Annotated in this window: 18 protein-coding genes; 10 read left to right on the top strand and 8 right to left on the bottom strand. The window is 64.2% G+C overall.

Annotation, left to right across the window (positions count from 1 at the left end):
- Positions 1–9: 9 nt before the first annotated feature.
- The gene (locus tag QDT69_RS28795) at positions 10–1,131 is read right to left on the bottom strand and encodes an ABC transporter substrate-binding protein (protein ID WP_279709881.1); all 1,122 of its coding nucleotides are present in this window, start codon (positions 1,129–1,131) and stop codon (positions 10–12) included.
- Positions 1,132–1,354: 223 nt separating this feature from the next.
- Here QDT69_RS28795 and QDT69_RS28790 point away from each other — a divergent pair, with 223 nt between their 5' ends.
- From QDT69_RS28790 to QDT69_RS28780, 3 genes are all read left to right on the top strand, one after another.
- A complete protein-coding gene (locus QDT69_RS28790) occupies positions 1,355–2,338 on the top strand; it encodes a polysaccharide deacetylase family protein (RefSeq protein WP_279709843.1) in 984 nt (327 codons plus the stop codon).
- A 17-nt stretch (positions 2,339–2,355) separates the two neighbouring features.
- Positions 2,356–3,576 (top strand): amidohydrolase family protein, encoded by a 1,221-nt coding sequence (locus QDT69_RS28785; protein WP_279709842.1) that lies wholly within the window; start codon positions 2,356–2,358, stop codon positions 3,574–3,576.
- A gap of 142 nt (positions 3,577–3,718) precedes the next feature.
- Positions 3,719–4,456, top strand: a complete 738-nt coding sequence (locus QDT69_RS28780; protein WP_279709841.1) for a TetR/AcrR family transcriptional regulator — start codon at positions 3,719–3,721, stop codon at positions 4,454–4,456.
- A gap of 52 nt (positions 4,457–4,508) precedes the next feature.
- Here QDT69_RS28780 and QDT69_RS28775 read toward each other — a convergent pair whose 3' ends face one another.
- The 5 genes from QDT69_RS28775 to QDT69_RS28755 form a co-directional block, all read right to left on the bottom strand.
- Positions 4,509–6,101, bottom strand: coding sequence for a gamma-glutamyltransferase family protein (locus QDT69_RS28775; RefSeq protein WP_279709839.1), 1,593 nt, complete (start codon positions 6,099–6,101; stop codon positions 4,509–4,511).
- Between the two features lie 176 nt (positions 6,102–6,277).
- Positions 6,278–7,165, bottom strand: a complete 888-nt coding sequence (locus QDT69_RS28770) for a 2-hydroxy-3-oxopropionate reductase (protein ID WP_279709838.1) — start codon at positions 7,163–7,165, stop codon at positions 6,278–6,280.
- Between the two features lie 125 nt (positions 7,166–7,290).
- The gene (hyi, locus tag QDT69_RS28765; RefSeq protein WP_279709837.1) at positions 7,291–8,076 is read right to left on the bottom strand and encodes a hydroxypyruvate isomerase; all 786 of its coding nucleotides are present in this window, start codon (positions 8,074–8,076) and stop codon (positions 7,291–7,293) included.
- 38 nt (positions 8,077–8,114) lie between these two features.
- Positions 8,115–9,902, bottom strand: a complete 1,788-nt coding sequence (gcl, locus tag QDT69_RS28760) for a glyoxylate carboligase (RefSeq protein WP_279709836.1) — start codon at positions 9,900–9,902, stop codon at positions 8,115–8,117.
- Between the two features lie 191 nt (positions 9,903–10,093).
- Complete coding sequence (locus tag QDT69_RS28755; RefSeq protein WP_279709835.1) at positions 10,094–10,936, bottom strand: IclR family transcriptional regulator C-terminal domain-containing protein; 843 nt, start codon at positions 10,934–10,936, stop codon at positions 10,094–10,096.
- Between the two features lie 229 nt (positions 10,937–11,165).
- Here QDT69_RS28755 and QDT69_RS28750 point away from each other — a divergent pair, with 229 nt between their 5' ends.
- The 6 genes from QDT69_RS28750 (at position 11,166) to pyk (ending at position 17,624) form a co-directional block, all read left to right on the top strand.
- Positions 11,166–11,579, top strand: coding sequence for a CBS domain-containing protein (locus tag QDT69_RS28750; protein ID WP_279709834.1), 414 nt, complete (start codon positions 11,166–11,168; stop codon positions 11,577–11,579).
- A gap of 79 nt (positions 11,580–11,658) precedes the next feature.
- Entirely contained in the window at positions 11,659–12,678 is a 1,020-nt protein-coding gene (locus QDT69_RS28745; RefSeq protein ID WP_279709833.1) for a 2-dehydropantoate 2-reductase, read from the top strand.
- 5 nt (positions 12,679–12,683) lie between these two features.
- A complete protein-coding gene (locus QDT69_RS28740; RefSeq protein WP_279709832.1) occupies positions 12,684–13,466 on the top strand; it encodes a fumarylacetoacetate hydrolase family protein in 783 nt (260 codons plus the stop codon).
- 58 nt (positions 13,467–13,524) lie between these two features.
- On the top strand, positions 13,525–14,880 hold the full coding sequence (gene oxlT, locus QDT69_RS28735) for an oxalate/formate MFS antiporter (protein WP_279709830.1): 1,356 nt from the start codon (positions 13,525–13,527) through the stop codon (positions 14,878–14,880).
- 29 nt (positions 14,881–14,909) lie between these two features.
- Positions 14,910–16,205 carry a glycerate kinase gene (locus QDT69_RS28730; RefSeq protein ID WP_279709829.1) on the top strand — a complete coding sequence of 432 codons (1,296 nt, stop codon included), beginning with the start codon at positions 14,910–14,912 and terminating at the stop codon, positions 16,203–16,205.
- A gap of 3 nt (positions 16,206–16,208) precedes the next feature.
- Positions 16,209–17,624: a pyruvate kinase gene (pyk, locus tag QDT69_RS28725; protein ID WP_279709828.1), complete on the top strand. Its 1,416-nt coding sequence runs from the start codon at positions 16,209–16,211 to the stop codon at positions 17,622–17,624.
- Positions 17,625–18,001: 377 nt separating this feature from the next.
- Here pyk and QDT69_RS28720 read toward each other — a convergent pair whose 3' ends face one another.
- Together QDT69_RS28720 and QDT69_RS28715 are read right to left on the bottom strand one after the other, a co-directional pair.
- On the bottom strand, positions 18,002–18,151 hold the full coding sequence (locus QDT69_RS28720; RefSeq protein WP_279709827.1) for a hypothetical protein: 150 nt from the start codon (positions 18,149–18,151) through the stop codon (positions 18,002–18,004).
- A gap of 300 nt (positions 18,152–18,451) precedes the next feature.
- Complete coding sequence (locus tag QDT69_RS28715) at positions 18,452–18,823, bottom strand: hypothetical protein (RefSeq protein ID WP_279709826.1); 372 nt, start codon at positions 18,821–18,823, stop codon at positions 18,452–18,454.
- On the opposite strand from QDT69_RS28715, the gene QDT69_RS28710 reads away from it, so the two are divergent.
- Positions 18,824–19,138 carry an AraC family transcriptional regulator gene (locus QDT69_RS28710; RefSeq protein ID WP_279709825.1) on the top strand — a complete coding sequence of 105 codons (315 nt, stop codon included), beginning with the start codon at positions 18,824–18,826 and terminating at the stop codon, positions 19,136–19,138.
- Positions 19,139–19,524: the final 386 nt, after the last annotated feature.

Raw genomic sequence — 19,524 nt, 5'->3', positions numbered from 1 at the left:
CCGCCGCCGTCAGTTCTTGAACGGCAGGATGTGGTTGTCTTCGAAGTGGGCCCAGATGTAGTCCTGCGCCGTCAGCGCATCGTGCTTGTTCTGGGCGAACGGCTTCTCATAGGTCTTGATCAGGCCTTCCAGCCTGTCGATCCCGTAGAAGCCGTCACGAATGGCGGTCGGATCTGTGCTGCCGGCCTTCTGGATCGCGCCGGCGATCACCTGCACGCTGTCATAGGCATTGGCGAAGCCGACCGCAGGCGTCACGTCCGCGGGCCCCTTGATATCCGGATACTTCGCCTGCAGTTCGGCGAGCACGCGCTTGCCGACCGGCGAGAGGTTGCCGAAGAAGCTGTAAGTCTGGACGAACACGACGCTCTCTGCGCTCGGCCCGGCGAGCTCGGTGAAGCGACCGCCGGCCGGCCCCCAATGCGACACGATCGGCGGCGCCCAGCCCATGCGGTCGAGCGATTTCACCACCTGCGAGGATGGACCGACATTGCCGACCAGGAACAGCGAGTCGGCGCCGGCCTGCTTGAGGCGGGACAATTGCGCGACCACGTCGACATCGTTCGCCTCGAACTTCTCGACGCCGGCCGGTTCGATCTCGGCGGCCTTCAGCGCGGCGCGCAGGCCGTGCTCGTTCGATTCCCCCCAGGGATTGTTGACGAGGATCAGGCCCGGCTTCTTGGCGGCGAAGGTCTTGCCGGCGAACGCAACGATCGCCTTGTCGACCTCGTCGTCCATCGCCGAGACGCGGAACACATAGTTGGACGCGGCGCCGTTCTGCGTAATGTTGGTTCCGGCGGCCCATGGCACCACGAACGGCATCTTGACGTTGTTGACGAACGGCACGATCGCAAGCTGGACCGGCGTATCGAGACCGCCGAGCAGCACCGCGACCTTCTCGCGCTGGATCAGTTCGCGCGCGGCGGTCAGCCCCTTGGCGGGATTGCTTTCATCGTCGCGGCGCACCAGCTCCAGCGGACGGCCGAGCACGCCGCCTTTCGCGTTGATTTCCTCGATCGCGATCGTCGCGCCGCGGGTCAGCGCTTCGCCGGCGCGCGCCGACTGCCCCGACAGCGCCGTGACCAGGCCGATCTTGATCGGCTCGGCGGCCTGCGCCCGCTCCGCAAACGGCAGCGAGCCAATGAGAATGGCGAGCGCGCCCTGCAAGGCAACGCGGCGGCACAGCCCGGTAATGGGGGTACAAGCGTAGCTCATTTCTGCAATTCCTCCCGCTCCGACGGCTCCCGAGCCGCCTCTGGTCCGCCGCCGCCGTTTCCGCGGTCTTGACGGAAGTAAAAACTTTCTTCACAAATCGACGAATGTCAAGCGGCCGATCGCGCGCCGAACGGAGATTGCAATGCAGCGGGAGATTGGAGAGGAACCCGAGCGAGCCGTCTCGCGTGGCGTTCTCGGCGATGCAACATGCGCGCAAACGCCGGATCCGGCGCGCGGTCTCGTCTCTCATGACCGCTACCGCTACAGCGCGATCACGCGCCGCCCCGACTTCGTGTGGCCGAACGGAAAGCGGCTGGCGGTCTACATCGCGCTCAACCTCGAGCATTTCGCGTTCGGCGACGGGCTTGGTGCCGAGCTCTGCCCGGGCGGCCCGCATCCTGACGTCCTCAACTATGCCTGGCGCGACTACGGCAACCGGGTCGGCGTGTGGCGGCTGATCGATCTGTTCGACGAACTGAAGCTGCCGCTCTCGGTGCTCGCGAACAGCAGCATCTATCACTACTGCCCGGAAGTCATGGACGCCTTTCGCGCGCGTGGCGACGAGGTCGTCGGCCATGGGCGGACCAATTCCGAACGCCAGGGCGTGCTCTCCCCTGCCGAAGAGCAGCGACTGATCGCGGAAGCGACCGATATCATCGCGCGCGCCGAGGCACGACGGCCGCTCGGCTGGCTCGGTCCGTGGATCTCGCAATCCGCTGTGACGCCGGACCTGCTCACCGAGGCGGGCTACCACTACCTGCTCGACTGGTGCATGGACGATCAGCCGGTGTGGTTCTCGACACGGGGTGGCGGCCGCATCCTGTCCGTCCCATATCCACAGGAACTGAACGATATCCCCGCGATTGTCGGACGCAAGGACAGCGGCGAGCAGTTCGCGACTATGATCACGGACACGTTCGAGGAAATGCTGGCGCAATCCGCCAGGCAGTCGCTGGTCATGGGCATCGCGCTGCATCCCTATCTGGTCGGCCAGCCCCACCGGCTGCGGCCGCTGCGGCGCGCTCTGCAGGCGATCGTCGCCCAGCGCGACGACATCTGGATCACCACCGCCGGCGAGATCGCGGCATTTTCTCGCGCCCTGCCCGACGGCATCGTGCCGACATAAGAAACCGGAGACTTCAATTGACCGCTATCGACACACTCTTCCAGAATGCGCGGTTGGCCGATGGCCGGCTTGTCGACATCGCCGTCAGCGGCGGCAAGATCGTTGCCATCACATCGTCCCGGCAAGATCACGGCGCAGTCGGCGTCATCCATGATCTCGGCCGGCGCCTGGTGCTTCCTGGCATGGTGGAAGGTCATATCCACCTCGACAAATGCTTCATCGGCGACGACTGGAAGCCGCATCGGCCCTGCACCGCGGGATTCAGCGTGCGCGAGCGCGTCAGATTCGAGAAGGAAGCTCTTGCCGGCGCCAGGCCGATCGCCGTTCGGGCAGCAGCCCTGATCGACCTCTGTGTCTCCCAAGGCACGGCTCACATGCGAAGCCATGTGGATGTCGACGCCGAGGTCGGCCTGCGGCATTTCGAGGCGATCGCGGCAGCCCGCGAGGCGCATCGCGAGAAGGTTTCGATCCAGATCGTCGCGTTTCCCCAGAGCGGCATCCTGACATCGCCCGGTACGGCCGAATTGCTCGAGGAAGCCGTTCGTGCCGGCGCTGACCTGGTCGGCGGACTTGATCCCGCAAGCCATGATGGTGACGTCGCCGGGCATCTTGACGTCGTCTTCGGGATTGCCGGGCGGCATGGCGTCGGCATCGACATTCATCTGCATGACGGCGGTCAGCAAGGCATCTCGGAGATCGAGGAAATCGCGCGGCGGACCAAAGCATCGGGCCTTGGCGGCAAGGTCACGATCAGTCATGCCTATGCGCTCGGCGAAGTGGCTGTTGACGTGGTTCAACGGACCGCGCAGCAGCTTGCCGAGGCTGGCGTTGCCATTCTCACCAATGCCCCAGGCGCGCGCCCATTTCCGCCTGTGTTGCTGCTGCGCGATGCCGGTGTCACCGTGTTCTCCGGCAATGACAACATCCGCGATTCCTGGTGGCCCTACGGCGACGGCGACCTGCTCGAACGCGCAATGATGGTCGGCTACCGCTCCGGGTTCAACACCGACGATCAGCTGGCCGCGGCCTTCGACATGGTGACGGCCAACGCGGCGCAGGCGCTCGGCCTTGGGGGTTACGGCCTCACTGTCGGCGCGGCGGCGGATTTCGCCGTGCTGGACGCACGGCATGTCCAGGAAGCCGTGGTCGCTCGCCCCAAGCCGCGCGATGTCTACAAGGCCGGCCGCCTCGTCGCGCGCGGCGGCGTGATGGTGACCGAAGGCGCCCGGAAGCAGTGAACAGGGAGGAATCGCCCTTGACGAACAGCCGTAATGCCGATCTCAATCCCAGCTGCTTGCGCCGGGAACCGGACCGCTGCCCGATGTGGCCTGATGCGGACCTGCCTTGCGTGACTACCCGAGCCCAGGCAAGGTTGACGCCGTGACAGAGACGACAGCACAGACCAGCCCCACCCGCAGTACCACGCGCGGAAAACGCCCGCGCGACTCCGCGCTGACCAAGGAGGCGATCCTGCGCGCGGCGACCTTCGAGTTCTGCCACAATGGCCTCGGCGGTGCGCGCGTCGAAGCCATTGCGCAGCGCGCCAAGGCCAATATGCGCCTGCTGTACGCCTATTTCGGCGACAAGAACGGGCTCTACATCGCGGTCCTCGAGGACGTCTACACCGAGATCCGCGCGGCCGAGCAGCAGCTCAAGCTGGATGATCTCGAGCCGATCGCCGCGATGAGCGAGCTGATCGATTTCACCTTCACGTTCTTCGGGCAGCACCAGAACTACATCGCCCTGATCAACACCGAGAACCTTCAGCGTGGTCGCAACATGCGCAAGTCGCGCAAGATTGCCGATCTCACCTTGCCCCTGGTTGCAAGCATCGAAAGCATCCTGCGGCGCGGCGTGGCAGCGGGCCTGTTTCGCAGTGACGTCGATCCGATCCAGCTCTACGTCTCAATCACTGCGATGAGCTATTTCCACGTGTCCAACCGCTACACGCTGTCGGCGATGTTCGACAAGGATCTCGGCGATTCGGACTGGCTTGCGCTGCGCCGCGAGCATGCGCAGGACATGATCCTGACCTGGCTGACGGCTCCCGCCGGGGAACGCAAGTACAAGTCCGCCCGATCGAAGACGACCGCGCAGCCCCGCAAGCCGTCGCGCTAACGCATGATCCGCACGAAGCAGCATCGTGCGGATCATGCGCTGGCAATGCCCTTCAGCGGGTCGCAACAACACCGTCGCTGCGCGGATCGCTGGCCCCTTCCATCAGGCCATCCGGATGCCAGACGATCGCGCCGGCATGTCCCATGAACTCCTCGAACGGGCCGGCCACCTGAATGTCGTGGCCGAGCGCGCGTAGCCGTTCGATGATCGCGGGATCGAAGCGGGATTCGATCTTCAAATTGTTGTTTTCCTCGCCCCAGGTGCGGCCGAGCAGCCAGCGCGGCGCCGTGATTGCGGACTGCAGCTCCTGGCCGTGCATGGCGTAACGGCTGAAGATGGCGGCCTGGGTCTGCGGCTGCCCCTCTCCGCCCATCGTGCCATAGGAGATCAGCCGCCCATCGCCGAGTTCGGCCATCGCCGGCTGGATCGTGTGGAACGGCAGGCGTCCCGGATCCAGCCTGTTGGTATCGGCCTCGCCGAGGCCAAAGCTCGTTCCGCGATTTTGCCAGGTGACGCCGGTCTCGGGGAGGATGACGCCCGAACCGAACTCCCAATAGACGCTTTGAATGAAGCTGACGCTGAGCCCATTGCGATCGGTCGCGGCGAGCCACACCGTGTCGCCCTGCTTGGACGGATCGGGCCACGGCGCGGCGCGGCGGTCGGAGACGGTTTCGTGAAGCGCGGCGAGCGACTGCTCGGACAGGAATTCAGCGGCCGCACGCTTCATGTAGTCGGGATCGGTGACATGGCCGTTGCGAATCCGGAACGCAGCTTTGGTGCATTCGACGAGCCGGTGCAAATGATCGACGCCGTCGGCCTCCTCAGCCACGCGCCGGGCATAGAGTGCCAGGATCAACAGCGAAGCCAGCCCCTGCGTCGGCGGCGGCATGTTGTAGACCTTGTGACCGGACACCTCGACCGAGAGCGGCGTCACCAGCGATGCCTGATGGCGCTCCAGGTCAGCCAGTCGCAGCGGGCTCCCGACCCGTTCGAGGTCGGCCGCCATCGAGCGCGCCAGTTCGCCGCGATAGAAATCAGACAGCCCAGCCTTGGCCAGCCGCCGCAGCGTCTCGGCGACACGCGGCTGCCGCAGCCGCGCACCGACCGCGAGCGGGCTGCCTTGCGGCAAATAGACTTCGGCATAGCCGGGCACGTCTTCGAGCTCATGCCGCTTCTTGCGGATGTTTTCATGCAGCGTGCTGGTGACGGCGACGCCGTCCTCGGCATGACGGATCGCGGGCTCGAGCAGTCGTGCCAACGGCAAGCGGCCGTCATGACGATCGCGGCTGAGTTCATAGGCCTTCTGCCAGCCGTCGACGGTCCCGGCGACGGTGAGCGCGGCGAGCGGGCCGCGGCCAGGAATGCTGCTGCAGCCACGCGCGCGATACCAGTCGCGATCGGCCGCCATCGCCGAGCGTCCGCACGCCTGAATCCCGACCGGCATCGAGCCGGCGCGGCCGACCAGCCAGAAGCTGTCGCCGCCAAGGCCGTTCATGTGGGGATAGACCACGGCAATCGCCGCGGCCGAGGCGATCATCGCCTCGATGGCATTGCCACCTTCCGACAACACGGCGAGGCCCGCCTGCGCTGCCAGGTGATGCGGCGCGGTCACCATGCCGCCATAGCTTCGTTTTGTCTGCAACATCAGCTCGTTTCTCCCATCCCGGCATGTAATAATATTTTTACTTACCGTGTCAAGGAGCCAAAGACCCCTGGGATGCGAGGGTTCGTCGCTCTGGCGCGACGCCCCTCCCCGTGGGACCTTCATATCATCGAAAAGGGCTAACCGTTGGCGATGATCCATCCAGCTGCCTGAAACATTCAGGCAGCCGCGACCTCGTGGCCCGCCATAACTTCCAGCGCCTTCAGGATTGCCGAATGGTCCCAGGCCTTGCCGCCGAGGGCTGTACAGGTGTTGAACAGCTGCTGGGCGGCGGCCGTGCCTGGCAGCGACAGCCCGAGTGCCCGCGCGCCTTCCAGCGCGAGGTTGAGATCCTTCTGATGCAGCTCGATGCGGAAGCCGGGATCGAAGTTGCGCTTGATCATGCGATCGCCGTGCACTTCAAGGATCCGGGACGAGGCAAAGCCGCCCATCAACGCCTGGCGCACCAGCGCCGGATCGGCGCCCGCTTTGGAGGCGAACAGCAGGGCCTCGCTCACCGCCTCGATGGTCAGTGCCACGATGATCTGGTTCGCAACCTTGGTGGTCTGGCCGTCGCCATTGCCGCCGACATGGGTGACGTTCTTGCCCATCGTCTCGAACACGGGCTTCATCGCATTGAACGCCCGCTCCCGCCCGCCGACCATGATGGTCAGGCTTGCCGCCTTTGCGCCAACCTCGCCGCCGGAAACCGGCGCGTCGAGATAGTCGGCGCCGAGCGCATCGATCTTGCGGGCAAACTCCTTTGTTGCGAGCGGCGAGATCGAGCTCATGTCCACCACGATCATGCCCTTGGAGACGCCCTCCGCGACGCCGCCCTCGCCGAACAGCACGGCTTCGACATGCGGCGTATCCGGCACCATGATGATCACAGCGTCGGCTTCCTGCGCGGCTTGCTTGCCGGACTCGCAAGCGATGCCGCCGGCTGCAATCAGCTCCGGCGGAATGGGTGCGACGTCGTGCAGGAACAAGCGATAGCCGGCAGCCAGGAGGTGGCCCGCCATCGGACGTCCCATGGTGCCGAGCCCGATGAATCCTATGTCTTTCATTGTCGTCGCTCCTGTCAGCCGGATGAGAGCGTTTTCCAGCGAAGTGGATACCGGTTCGCGTGAAGAAAACGCGTTAAAGAAAAAGTCCAGAGCTCCGTTCCGATTCAATCGGAACGGAAAATGCTCTAGGTCACGAGAGTCTGCGCGGCGTGCCAGGCGAGGCTCTCGAGCGTGGTCGTCCGCGGCTTGTATTCGCATCCGATCCAGCCGCGATATCCGATGCTGTCGAGATGCTTGAACAAATAGGAATAGTTGATCTCGCCGGTGCCCGGCTCGAAACGGCCCGGGTTGTCGGCGAGCTGGACATGCGCGATCCGGCCGAGATGCTGCTGCAGGGTCCGCGCCAGATCACCTTCCATGATCTGCATGTGATAGATGTCGTACTGGATGAACAAATTGGGTGAGCCGACGTCGGAAATCAGCTGCACCGCCTGTTCCGTCCCGCTCAGGAAGAAGCCGGGAATATCGAGCGTGTTGATCGGTTCGATCAAGAGCTTGATGCCATGCTGCGCGAGCGCGCTGGCGGCGAAGCGCAGATTGGGCACCAGGATTTCGCGCAGCTCCGCCGCGTCCGCTCCGGCCGGAGCGATGCCGACCAGGCAGTTCAGCTGCCGGCACTCCAGCGCCTTGGCGTAGTCGATCGCGCGCACCACGCCGTCGCGGAATTCATCGACCCGATCGCGCAGGATCGCAATGCCCCGCTCGCCGGCAGCCCAATTGCCGGCCGGAAGATTGTGCAGCACCTGGGTCAGCCCGCAGCGCGACAGCTCCTCCCGCAACGCGCCCTTTTCGAACTCGTACGGAAACAGATACTCGACGGCGTTGAAGCCGGCGGCCTTGGCTGCCGCGAACCGGTCGAGGAACGGCAGCTCGTTGAACAGCATGGTGAGGTTGGCGGCAAACTGAGGCACGGGTCGGATCTCCGCTTGGACAGCGCTGGATGATGTCGTCAGGCCGGCAGCAGCGTGCCGGTTCGTTGTTCGCTCGGCACGTCATCGAGCGGAAGGTCGAGCACCTCCTCGAATTCGACGATGTTGTCGATCTCCGTTCCCATCGCGATGTTGGTGACGCGTTCGAGGATGAACTCCACCACTACCGGCACTCGGTGCTTCGCCATCAGCTCGCGCGCGGTCGCAAACGCGGCCTGTGCGTCGTTTGGATCCGTCACGCGGATCGCCTTGCAGCCCAGCCCCTCGGCGACGGCCACGTGGTCGACGCCGTAGGTGCCGATCTCGGGCGCGTTGATGTTCTCGAACGAGAGCTGGACGTGATAGTCCATGTCGAAGCCGCGCTGCGCCTGCCGGATCAGCCCGAGATAGGAATTGTTCACGACGACGTGGATGTAGGGCAGATTGAACTGCGCGCCGACCGCGAGCTCTTCGATCAGGAACTGGAAGTCGTAGTCGCCCGACAGCGCGACAATGTCGCGGTCGGGATCAGCGGCGCGCACGCCGAGCGCGGCCGGCAGTGTCCAGCCGAGCGGACCGGCCTGCCCGGCGTTGATCCAGTTGCGCGGCCGATAGACGTTGAGGAACTGGGCACCCGCGATCTGCGACAATCCGATCACGGTCACGTAGCAGGTGTCGCGGCCGAACGCCTTGTTCATCTCCTCGTAGACGCGCTGCGGCTTGATCGGGATGTTGTCAAAATGGCTTTTGCGCAGCATCGAACGCTTGCGGTCGCGACAGGCCGCGGGCCAGGCCTGCCGGTCGCGCAGTCTGCCGGACTTCCGCCACTCCCTGGCGACGCTCACGAACATCTCCAGCGCGGCCCTGGCATCCGACACGATACCGAGGTCCGGATTGAAAACCCGTCCGATCTGCGTCGGCTCGATGTCGACATGGACGAATTTGCGCCCCTTGGTGTAGGTCTCGATCGAACCGGTATGCCGGTTGGCCCAGCGGTTGCCGATGCCGAGCACGAAATCGGATTCGAGCATCGTGGCGTTGGCGTAGCGATGGCTGGTCTGCAGGCCGACCATGCCGGCCATCAGCGCGTGATCGTCGGGTATGGCGCCCCACGCCATCAGCGTCGGAACGACGGGAACGTTGACCGCTTCGGCGAACGCGACCAGCAGCTCGGACGCATCGGCATTGATCACGCCGCCACCGGCGACGATCAGCGGCCGCTCCGCGGCGTTGAGCATCTCGAGCGCCTTCTCGATCTGCTTGCGCGTCGCCGTTGGCTTGTAGACCGGCAGCGGCGAATAGGTCTCGTCGTCGAACTCGATCTCGGCCAGTTGCACATCGAGCGGCAGATCGATCAGCACCGGTCCCGGCCGCCCCGAGCGCATGACATGAAAAGCCTGGCTGAACACGCGCGGCACCAGCGCCGGCTCGCGCACCGTGACGGCCCATTTCGTCACCGGCTTTGCAATCGACTCGATGTCGACGGCCTGGAAGTCTTCCTTGTAGAGCCGCGCCCGCGGCGCCTGTCCGGTGATGCAGAGGATCGGAATCGAATCCGCGATCGCCGAATAGAGGCCGGTGATCATGTCGGTTCCGGCGGGGCCCGACGTGCCGATGCAAACGCCGATGTTGCCCGCGTTCGCCCTGGTATAGCCCTCCGCCATATGCGAGGCGCCTTCGACGTGCCGCGCCAGAACATGCCGGATCGAGCCGTTACGCTTCAGTGCGGAGTAAAGCGGGTTGATCGCAGCGCCGGGAACGCCGAAGGCGCAAGTGATCCCCTCGCGTTCAAGTATGCGGACTGCCGCATCCACCGCTCGCATCTTCATGTGACGATCCCGCTTCGCTATGAGTTGGCCTGAGCAGGATCATCAGGCCCGCGACCGTCGATCTCAACGCAATCGATGGGATTTTCCACGCTGTGGCAGCGCTCGCGATTTCTTGCTTGTCGCCAAGTAATTAGCGCCGACGAAAGCGTGGAAACAGACAATGACGAGAGCAGCAGCAGGCTTTGCGCCTGCTACGGTTGCGCGGCGTTGCTGCCGCGCAGCTCCGCCGAGAGTTCGGCTGCGATCTGATGCACGACGGCGCCGATCTCCGGCAAGCGATCATCCGTCAGCCGATCCGCCATCCCGGATACCGACACCGCGGCGAACGGCTCGCTGCAATCGTTGAAGACGACCGCCGCCACGCAGCGCAGGCCGAGCCGCGCCTCTTCATCGTCCACCGCGTAGCCCTGGCGGCGCACGGTCTCCAATTCCCTGAACAGCTCGCCCGGCCGAATGATCGACTTCTCCGTCAGCCGCGGCATACCGCGACGACGGATGATCGCATTGATGTCGGCATCGGAATACGCGGCCAGCACCGCCTTCCCCACGCCCGAAGCGATCAACGCCACGCGTCCACCGACCTTGGTCAGCGAACGCATGATCTCCCGGCTTTCGATCCGGGATACGACGATGATCGAGTCGTCATCGACCACCGCAAGATTGGCGGTTTCCCTGGTCTGGTCGCGCAGCTTGCGCAGATAAGGCAAGGCCCGCGCGGAAAAATTGCGCCGACGCATGAAGGTCGAGCCGACCACGAAGCTCTGCGCGCCGATGTGCCATTTCGACTCCTCGCGGTCGAACTGCACGAACCTGCGGTTCTCCAGCGTCGTCAGCAGCCGGTGCGCCGTCGACGGCGGCAAGCCGATGCGGATCGCAAGATCGGTCAGCCGATAGCCCTCGTCGTCCTCGGCAAGCGCTTCCATGATTTGCAGCGCGCGATCGACGGATTGAACGCCGCCATCTCGTGCATCCGGATCCGATTGCGCGCGAACATCGGGATCGGACGGCTTGCGGCGGATCGGCTCTCTTTTCATCACGACCTGACCCTAACCGGTTGTGGTTCAGAACGAAATCGCCCGCCGGAACGAGCATCAGAATTGGCATATGGCATGCCAAATGGCTTGGAAGTCAAGGCGGCAACGTTCACGAATAGGTCAGTATTTTTGCCGTTTTTCTTGCGGAATGCCTCGATTCTTTTGTTTGACTTCTGGGATAATGTATACCACGATTAGTTCTTAACAACCCAATCGGGAGGACCATGCCATGTATGTCGGGGACATCCTTCGCACCAACCGTGCGCCTGCGGTGACGATCGGCTCGAGCGAAACCGTCAGCATCGCGGCGAACCTGATGTACGCCAGCAACGTCGGCGCGCTTGTGGTCAGGAATGGCTCGCGCAGCGTCGACGCCGCCGTGATCGGAATGTTCAGCGAGCGCGACGTCGTCGCCGTGATCGCCGAGCGCGGCACGGGTGGCCTTGCCGCAAAAGTCGCACAGTTCATTTGTCCGCGGCCGCTGGTGTCCTGCAATTCGCAAGACGCGCTCGCCGATGTCGAGCGTCTGATGGCCCATCACGACATCCGCCATCTCCCCGTCATCGACAACGGCCGGCTCGTCGGCGTCGTGAGCATGCGGGACATCGGCTTTGCCTTGGAGGAAGCCGCCTGCGCGGCCTGACGGACGTTCCGAAGACCACGCAACCCGGCTCGAGCCGCTGCGGCTCGTAATGTGTCCCCACCCTGCTCGCGAGGATTTCATGAAGATCTGCATCTACGGCGCCGGTGCCATCGGCGGCTATCTCGGTGTCGAATTGATGCGCGCAGGCGCAGATGTCAGCCTGGTCGCGCGGGGCGCACACCTCGCCGCGATGCGGCAGAACGGCCTGAAGCTCCTGATCGGCGACGAGGAGCGCGTGGTGCATCCTCGCTGCACCGATAACCCCGCCGAACTCGGCGAGCAGGATTTCGTCATCATCTGCCTCAAGGCACATTCGATCACCGGCGTCATCGAACCGATGCGCCCCCTGCTGGGTGAGCGGACCCGCATCGTCACCGCCGTCAACGGCATTCCCTATTGGTATTTCTACAAGCATGGCGGCCGGCACGAAGGATCGACGCTCGAGAGCATCGATCCCGGCGGACGGCAGTGGAGCGAGCTTGGCGCTGCGCGCGCCATCGGCTGCGTGGTGTACCCGGCAACCGAGATCGAGGCACCCGGCGTGATCCGTCACGTCTACGGCAACAGCTTTCCGCTCGGCGAGCCCTCCGGCGAGGTCACGCCCGACGTCGAGAATCTTTCCGCCCTGTTCACGGCGGCGGGCATGAAGGCGCCGGTGCTCGACCGCATCCGCGACGAGATCTGGCTCAAGCTGTGGGGCAATGTCTGCTTCAACCCGATCAGCGCCCTCACCCACGCGACCCTCGACGTGATCTGCAGCAATCCCGGCACGCGCGCGCTGTCACGGGCGATCATGCTGGAGGCCCAGGCGATCGCGGAAAGCCTCGGCGTCAAGTTCCGGGTCGACGTCGAACGCCGCATCGAGGGCGCACGCAAGGTCGGCGCACACAAGACCTCGATGCTGCAGGATCTCGAGCGTGGACGTCCGGTCGAGATCGATCCACTGATCACCGTGGTGCAGGAGATGGGCCGGATGACAGGGATTGCGACGCCCGCCCTCGACGCAGTGCTGGCGCTGGTCGCGCAGCGCACCAGGCTGGCGGGGCTCTATGACGGGGCGGCCGGCGCGGCCGTAGCAGAAACCCTGGCGGTGGCGTGATCCCGATGGCCGACGTGACACGCTGGGTTCGCTTCCGCCACCATGCCGAAATCGGCTTCGGGCAACTCACCCCGTCCGGCATTTCCGTACACGCAGGGGAGATGTTCGGCGACACACGACCAACCGGACAAACGCTGCAGCTCACCGAAGTCGAGCTGCTCGCGCCGACCCGGCCAAGCAAGATCATCGCGCTCTGGAACAATTTCCACGCGCTGGCGGCCAAGCTGCAATCACCCGAACCGGCCGAACCGTTGTACCTGCTGAAAGCTGTGACCAGCGTGACCGAGCCCGGCGCCGTGATCACGCGTCCGGTCGGCTACGACGGCAAGACGACCTATGAGGGCGAGCTCGGCATCGTCATCGGCAAGCGCTGCACGGCTGTTGCCCCCGAACAGGCCGACGCCTTCATCTTCGGTTACACCTGCACCAACGACGTCACCGCAGCGGACATCCTCAATCGCGACCCGACCTTCCCGCAATGGGCGCGGGCCAAGGGCTTCGACGGATATGGTCCCTTCGGTCCCGTCATCGCCTCGGGCCTAGACCCCGCGCGCCTCGTGGTGCGCACCGTCCTCAACGGTGTCGAGCGCCAGAACTACCCGATCGCGGACATGATCTTCAGCTCGCAGGCGCTGGTCAGCAAGATCTCACACGACATGACGCTGTTGCCGGGCGACCTGATCTGCTGCGGGACATCAATCGGCGTCGGCGTGATGAAGGAGCCGGTCAATACGGTCACCGTCGCGATCGACGGCATTGGCGAATTGACCAACGAATTTCGTCAGTAGGCAGCGGCAGGACCACCGACGCCGGACCAAACGACCAACACCTGCTTTGGGAGCGCACATGATTTCCAGCACGGTATCGTCGCCCGGCGGCTTCCGCTGGCTTCAGCTCGCGATCGGCATCGTCTGCATGGCGATGATCGCCAATCTGCAATACGGCTGGACGCTGTTCGTCGATCCGATCGACGCGCAATATCACTGGGGCCGTCCGGCCATCCAGCTCGCCTTCACGATCTTCGTGATGACGGAGACGTGGCTGGTGCCGGTGGAAGCCTGGTTCGTGGACAAATACGGCCCCCGCATCGTCATCATGTTCGGCGGGCTGATGATCGGACTGGCCTGGGTGCTGAACTCATTCGCCGCATCCCTCGTCATGCTCTATGCCGCAGCAATTGTCGCGGGCATCGGCGCCGGCGCGGTCTACGGCACCTGCGTCGGCAATGCGCTGAAATGGTTTCCGGACCGGCGCGGCCTCGCCGCAGGCGCGACCGCCGCAGGCTTTGGCGCGGGCGCTGCCCTCACCGTCGTGCCGATCGCCAACATGATTGCCGCGAGCGGCTACCAGAGCACCTTCCTGACGTTCGGAATCGGGCAAGGCCTCACGGTTCTCCTGCTGGCCTGGTTCGTCCGCCCGCCGCATGGCGTCGAGGCACCCAGGAAGAAGCGGCTCAATCTGCCGCAGAGCGCGATCGACTACACGCCGCCACAGGTGCTGCGTACCCCCATCTTCTGGGTCATGTATCTGGTGTTCGTCATGGTGGCTTCCGGCGGACTGATGACCGCCGCGCAGATCGGGCCGATCGCCCACGACTTCAAGATCGCGGATACGCCGGTGACGCTCGCGGGCTTCCAGATGGCGGCACTGACCTTTGCCATCTCACTCGATCGTGTCTTCGACGGGTTCGGCCGCCCGTTCTTTGGCTGGGTCTCGGACACGATCGGCCGCGAGCACACGATGTTCATCGCGTTTGCGACAGCGGCGCTGATGCTGCTGACGCTGTCCGTCTACGGCCACATTCCGGTGGTCTTCGTGCTCGCCACGGCAATCTATTTCGGCGTGTTCGGCGAAATCTACAGCCTGTTCCCGGCGACGTCGGGCGACACGTTCGGCGCCAAATACGCAACCACCAACAACGGGATGCTCTACACCGCGAAGGGCACCGCGGCGCTGCTCGTCCCGCTCGCCAGCATCATCTCCTCGCAGTTCGGCTGGCAGGCCGTGTTCATCGTCGCGGTCGCGCTCAATGCCACCGCAGCCCTCACCGCCTTGCTGGTGATCAAGCCGATGCGGCGTGCGTTCATTCTCGGCAGTGAAGGCACGGCTGGCGGCATAGTCGTGCGCACAAGGCCAGCCCTCGGCGAAAATAATCTACTGGAGACATCGGCGTCTTACGACAGTCTCAAGAAGACGCCATAATGCGAGACCTATTGGCCGGAGCGTAGCGATTGAGCGACACATGGACGGACTTGCGCGCTCGGACTGCGCTCCGGAAGATCTTCGATGCGGCCATCGCCAGCGCCGATCCAAGGATGACCATCGCACGCGCCCTGCCGGCAAAGCCGAAGGGCAGATGCATTGTCATCGGCGCCGGCAAGGCTTCGGCCGCGATGGCCGCCGGCCTCGACGCGGCATGGCCTGACGTCGACCTTTCGGGTGTCGTGGTGACGCGCCACGGCCATTCGATTCCGGCGGGCCGCATCGACGTGCTCGAGGCATCTCACCCCGTTCCGGATGACTCGAGCAAGGCCGCCGCCGTTCGCATGCTGCGTGCCGTCGAGGGACTTTCAGCGGACGATCTCGTCATCGCCCTGATGTCCGGCGGAGGCTCGGCCCTGATGACCTTTCCCGCATCCCCGATGACGCTTGCCGACAAGCAGGCGGTCAACCGGGCGCTGCTTGCGAGCGGCGCGACGATTGCCGAGATGAACGTCGTCCGCAAACATTTGTCCGCAATCAAGGGCGGAAGGCTGGCGCTCGCCGCCCGTCCCGCCCACGTGACGACGCTGGTGATTTCCGACATTCCCGGCGACGACCCGGCGGCGATCGCCTCCGGTCCCACGCTCCCGGACCCCAGCACTAAGGCTGACGCGCAAGAGATCATCCGGCGCTTTGCAATCGAGTTGCCGGAAGCAGCGCAGCTCGTCCTCGCGCAAGCCGACGAGACGCCGAAGCCCGGCGCAATCGATGCCGACGTCCGCATCCTCGCCGCGCCGTCCCTCGCGCTGGACGCTGCAGCCGGCGCGGCCCGGGATGAGGGTCTCAATCCGATCATCCTTGGCGATGCGATCGAAGGCGAGGCTCGCGAACTCGGAACCGTGATGGCGGGCATCGCCCGGTCGGTCGCGCAGCGCGCGCAGCCCGGCCCTGCCCCTGCCGTGCTGCTGTCCGGCGGAGAGACGACGGTGAAGATCGGGCGCGGGCCGGCGGGCCGCGGCGGCCGCAACACCGAGTTTTTGCTGGGACTTGTCATCGCGCTATCAGGTACGTCCGATATCTGGGCGATTGCCGGCGACAGCGATGGAATTGATGGAACGGAAGATGCTGCCGGCGCTTTGATCGGACCGGATACGCTGCGGCGCGCCGCCGCGGATCGCCTCGACGCACGGGCCTATTTGGCAGCCCATGACAGTTACACGTTCTTCGACCGCCTTGGAGACCTCGTGCGCACCGGGCCAACGCTTACGAATGTCAACGATATCAGAGCCGTGCTAATTGCGTCCGGCAAGCCAGCAATGAGGTGACCCATGCGTCGTCATCGACGGGCCAAGATCGTCGCAACCGTCGGCCCCGCGAGCAGTTCCCCCGAGATGCTCAAGGCGCTGCTGCTGGCGGGCGTCGATACGTTCCGTCTGAACTTCAGTCACGGAACCCAGAGCGACCACGCAACCGTCCACGCCGCGATCCGGAACTTGGAACAGGAAGTCGGCCGGCCGATCGGCATTCTGATGGACCTGCAGGGTCCGAAGATCCGCGTCGGCACCTTGCGCGATGGAAAGATTGCCGTGGCGGCCGGAGAGACCATCCGGTTCGTGCTGTCCGGATCGGATGGCGACCGATCCGCAATTCCGCTGCCGCATCGGGAAATCTTTGCCGCGGTGGCCCCTGGCCACGACCTTCTGATCGACGACGGCCGGGTCCGCGTTCGCGTCGCCGGGCTCGGTGACGATTTCATCGAAGCCAAGGTGATCGTCGGTGGCACGATCTCGAACCACAAGGGCGTCAATCTGCCGGGCACGGTGCTCGATCTTTCGCCGCTCACCACCAAGGACCGCCGCGATCTGGAGTTCGGGCTAAAGCTCGGGGTGGATTGGGTCGCCTTGTCGTTCGTGCAGAAGCCCTCCGATATCATCGAGGCGAGAGGCCTCGTCGGCGACCGCGCCGGCCTGATGGCCAAGATCGAGAAGCCGGCGGCGCTCGAGCGGATCGACGACATCATCCAGCTGTGCGACGCCATCATGGTTGCGCGCGGAGATCTCGGCGTCGAAATTCCGGATGAGGACGTGCCGGGGCGGCAGAAGGAGCTGGTGCGGGCTTGCCGTCTCGCGGTGAAGCCGGTGATCGTCGCCACGCAAATGCTGGACTCCATGGTCGCCGCGCCGACGCCGACGCGCGCGGAAGTCTCCGACGTTGCGACCGCCATCTACGATGGCGCGGACGCCGTGATGCTGTCGGCGGAATCCGCGACGGGCCGCTATCCGCGCGAGGCCGTCGAGATGATGGATCGCATCATCCGCAGCACGGAGCAGCACAAGATGTACCGCTCGATCGTCGAGGCGACCCAGCCCGGCGAGGAGCAAACGCCGCCGCATGCCGTTGCGACGGCCGCTGCCGACCTCGCCTCGGTAGTTCACGCCGCAGCCATCGTGGCCTACACGTCGAGCGGCACCACGGCCGCACGCGTCGCGCGCAAGCGGCCGAGCCTCCCGATCCTCGCCATCACCCCAAGCCGCGAAGTATCCCGCCGCCTGTGCCTGCTTTGGGGAGCTCACAGTGTCCTTTCCGACGATGTCGGCAGCTATGAGGAGATGGTCGAGCGCGCGACGGCGCTCGCGCGCGACGAGCAATTTGCATCAAGCCGCGACCTGCTGGTCGTCGTCGCCGGCATTCCCTTCGGGCAGGCGGGAAGCACCAACAATCTGCGAGTCGTTTCGCTCCCCTAACAGGGCGGCGCCCGAGGCTCAGGGCATGGCGCCAAACCAGATCACGAGCGCGAAGATCACCAACAAGGCGACGGTGATGATCGCTTCGCTCGTGGGTATTCGCTTCAAAGGCCGCCTCCGCGCGCGGAGCGGGATACTGCGACGGGGCGGTGGTTCACATCAGCACAACACCGCCCGCTTAAAATGCATGCGGACGGCGTCGGCTCTAGCCCCAGGAAGGAAATGCAAAATCCCGGTAGCCATTAGGTCTACACATCGGGCCAGAAAGTTCACGTGACGATCGGCATACTCCAAAGGGTGTAGGATCGCCGACCGCAAAGGACGCCATGGATACCCATCCTCGGCGCCTTCGGCCCCATGACGATCTCACACGGCCGTTAGCGCCACGACCCGTCCGGCCCAAGCGGCAAAGTCGGATGGTCGCGGTTGTTCTCGTCGGGCTTGACCTTGAAGCCCTGTCGAAACGCGAACCAGATAAAGCCGCCCAGTGCGGCCACGCAAATCGGCGCGAGAATCCAGTCGGGCATGTCGTGATCCTCCAGTCTGCCGATCGTTTGTCGCCCCTATCTTCGGCCGAGTTCAATGCGGACGCCGCGCGCCGTTGCAGCGCGCCCCGCCAGGCGCTCGGCGTGGTCTGGCCGACGCCGCACGGCGTGAACCAAGGCGCGGATTATGTCCGAGGGAGCAGCAGCGCCTTTGCCCGAATGATGTCGAGACCGTGCCGCAAGTGATTGAAAATACTGGAGCGGGTGAAGGGAATCGAACCCTCGTATTCAGCTTGGAAGTCTCAAAATACGCTGGTGCTTTCAGTAACCGCTCTGACATTTTCAGTGATTCTCGCCCATTGAAATCATTAAGGAAATCCCCGTTGTCAGAATGGGGGTAGTCGGTTCGCCTATGTTCATCCGAGCAGACGCCGAACTTTGCGGAATATGCCACGCCACCAGACGGCACGATGTAAATTGGTGCCCTTCTTCCCAGGCCAGCGAATCCGCATTCAGAAATAAAACAGGCAAGCTGTCCTGGATATCGTCCACGCCCAATGGATCGACCGTCGCGCGCAAAGACAGGACACGGAGCGTCCGGCCAATCGAATTGTTCTCCAGTCTCGGCATCTGGACCAAAAAGCCGGTCTTGGCAACAAGACGACATATCCTGCCGTCGTCGCGATATGCGACGATCTGCTTGGAGATTTGCAATTGCGAAACGGAATCGCCGGAAAGATTCGCGCCATCCTGCTCAGGGACATAGCGAGCCCGCTCACCTTCGAGGCCGCTGCGAAAATGCTCGGCATCAACGATCGCTCGCTACGCCGCCAACTCCACCAGCAAGGCTTGTCTTTTCGTGGTCTGCGAGATGAGCTGCGAACCCAAATCGCAGCAAAATACCTGCGCGGAACGAAGCTGGCGAATGAGGACATCGCGCTGGCACTCGGCTTTAGCGATGCCGCAAATTTCAGGAGGGCTTTCCACCGCTGGACGAACAAGACTCCGAGCCAATTCAGAAACGAGTGAAACTGTCAGGCTCTACCGGGCGCCTCCCCCATCTATCCCGGCGTTTGACAAGGTGGGCCGATGGCAGCGGCACCATCGGCCCAATTGACCCGGTCGGCGTCACGCATGGACTACCAGCACACCGCGAGCATCCCGGTAGGCGAAGGCGCCCGCGCGGGTCGTGATGTCACACTAAGGGAGGGGCAGGTGTGACGCAATCAAATCTAGGTCGATCTGAAGGCGCCATCTTGTATGGACTTGTCGCAAAGAGGCGATTGATTCACCGGCGATGAAACGCACATCGACGTGGATCCGGCGCAAAGTCGTCCGCATAGCCGCAAGGCCGTTCGCGAATTAACTCCCACAAAACGACAATTGTTGTGCACATCCAGTTGTCACAATAGTGG

It is taken from the genome of Bradyrhizobium sp. CER78 (assembly GCF_029846235.1).
GTDB lineage: Bacteria > Pseudomonadota > Alphaproteobacteria > Rhizobiales > Xanthobacteraceae > Bradyrhizobium.
This window is presented reverse-complemented; position numbering and strand designations above follow the sequence as displayed.

Excerpts from the sequence above, each read along its gene's own strand:
- oxlT (WP_279709830.1), top strand. The coding sequence starts at position 13,525 with ATGATTTCCAGCACGGTATCGTCGCCCGGCGGCTTCCGCTGGCTTCAG.
- QDT69_RS28770 (WP_279709838.1), bottom strand. The coding sequence starts at position 7,165 with ATGAAAGACATAGGATTCATCGGGCTCGGCACCATGGGACGTCCGATG.
- pyk (WP_279709828.1), top strand. The coding sequence starts at position 16,209 with ATGCGTCGTCATCGACGGGCCAAGATCGTCGCAACCGTCGGCCCCGCG.
- QDT69_RS28775 (WP_279709839.1), bottom strand. The coding sequence starts at position 6,101 with ATGTTGCAGACAAAACGAAGCTATGGCGGCATGGTGACCGCGCCGCAT.
- QDT69_RS28790 (WP_279709843.1), top strand. The coding sequence starts at position 1,355 with ATGCAGCGGGAGATTGGAGAGGAACCCGAGCGAGCCGTCTCGCGTGGC.
- QDT69_RS28740 (WP_279709832.1), top strand. The coding sequence starts at position 12,684 with ATGGCCGACGTGACACGCTGGGTTCGCTTCCGCCACCATGCCGAAATC.
- QDT69_RS28755 (WP_279709835.1), bottom strand. The coding sequence starts at position 10,936 with ATGAAAAGAGAGCCGATCCGCCGCAAGCCGTCCGATCCCGATGTTCGC.
- QDT69_RS28745 (WP_279709833.1), top strand. The coding sequence starts at position 11,659 with ATGAAGATCTGCATCTACGGCGCCGGTGCCATCGGCGGCTATCTCGGT.
- QDT69_RS28720 (WP_279709827.1), bottom strand. The coding sequence starts at position 18,151 with ATGCCCGACTGGATTCTCGCGCCGATTTGCGTGGCCGCACTGGGCGGC.
- QDT69_RS28750 (WP_279709834.1), top strand. The coding sequence starts at position 11,166 with ATGTATGTCGGGGACATCCTTCGCACCAACCGTGCGCCTGCGGTGACG.
- gcl (WP_279709836.1), bottom strand. The coding sequence starts at position 9,902 with ATGAAGATGCGAGCGGTGGATGCGGCAGTCCGCATACTTGAACGCGAG.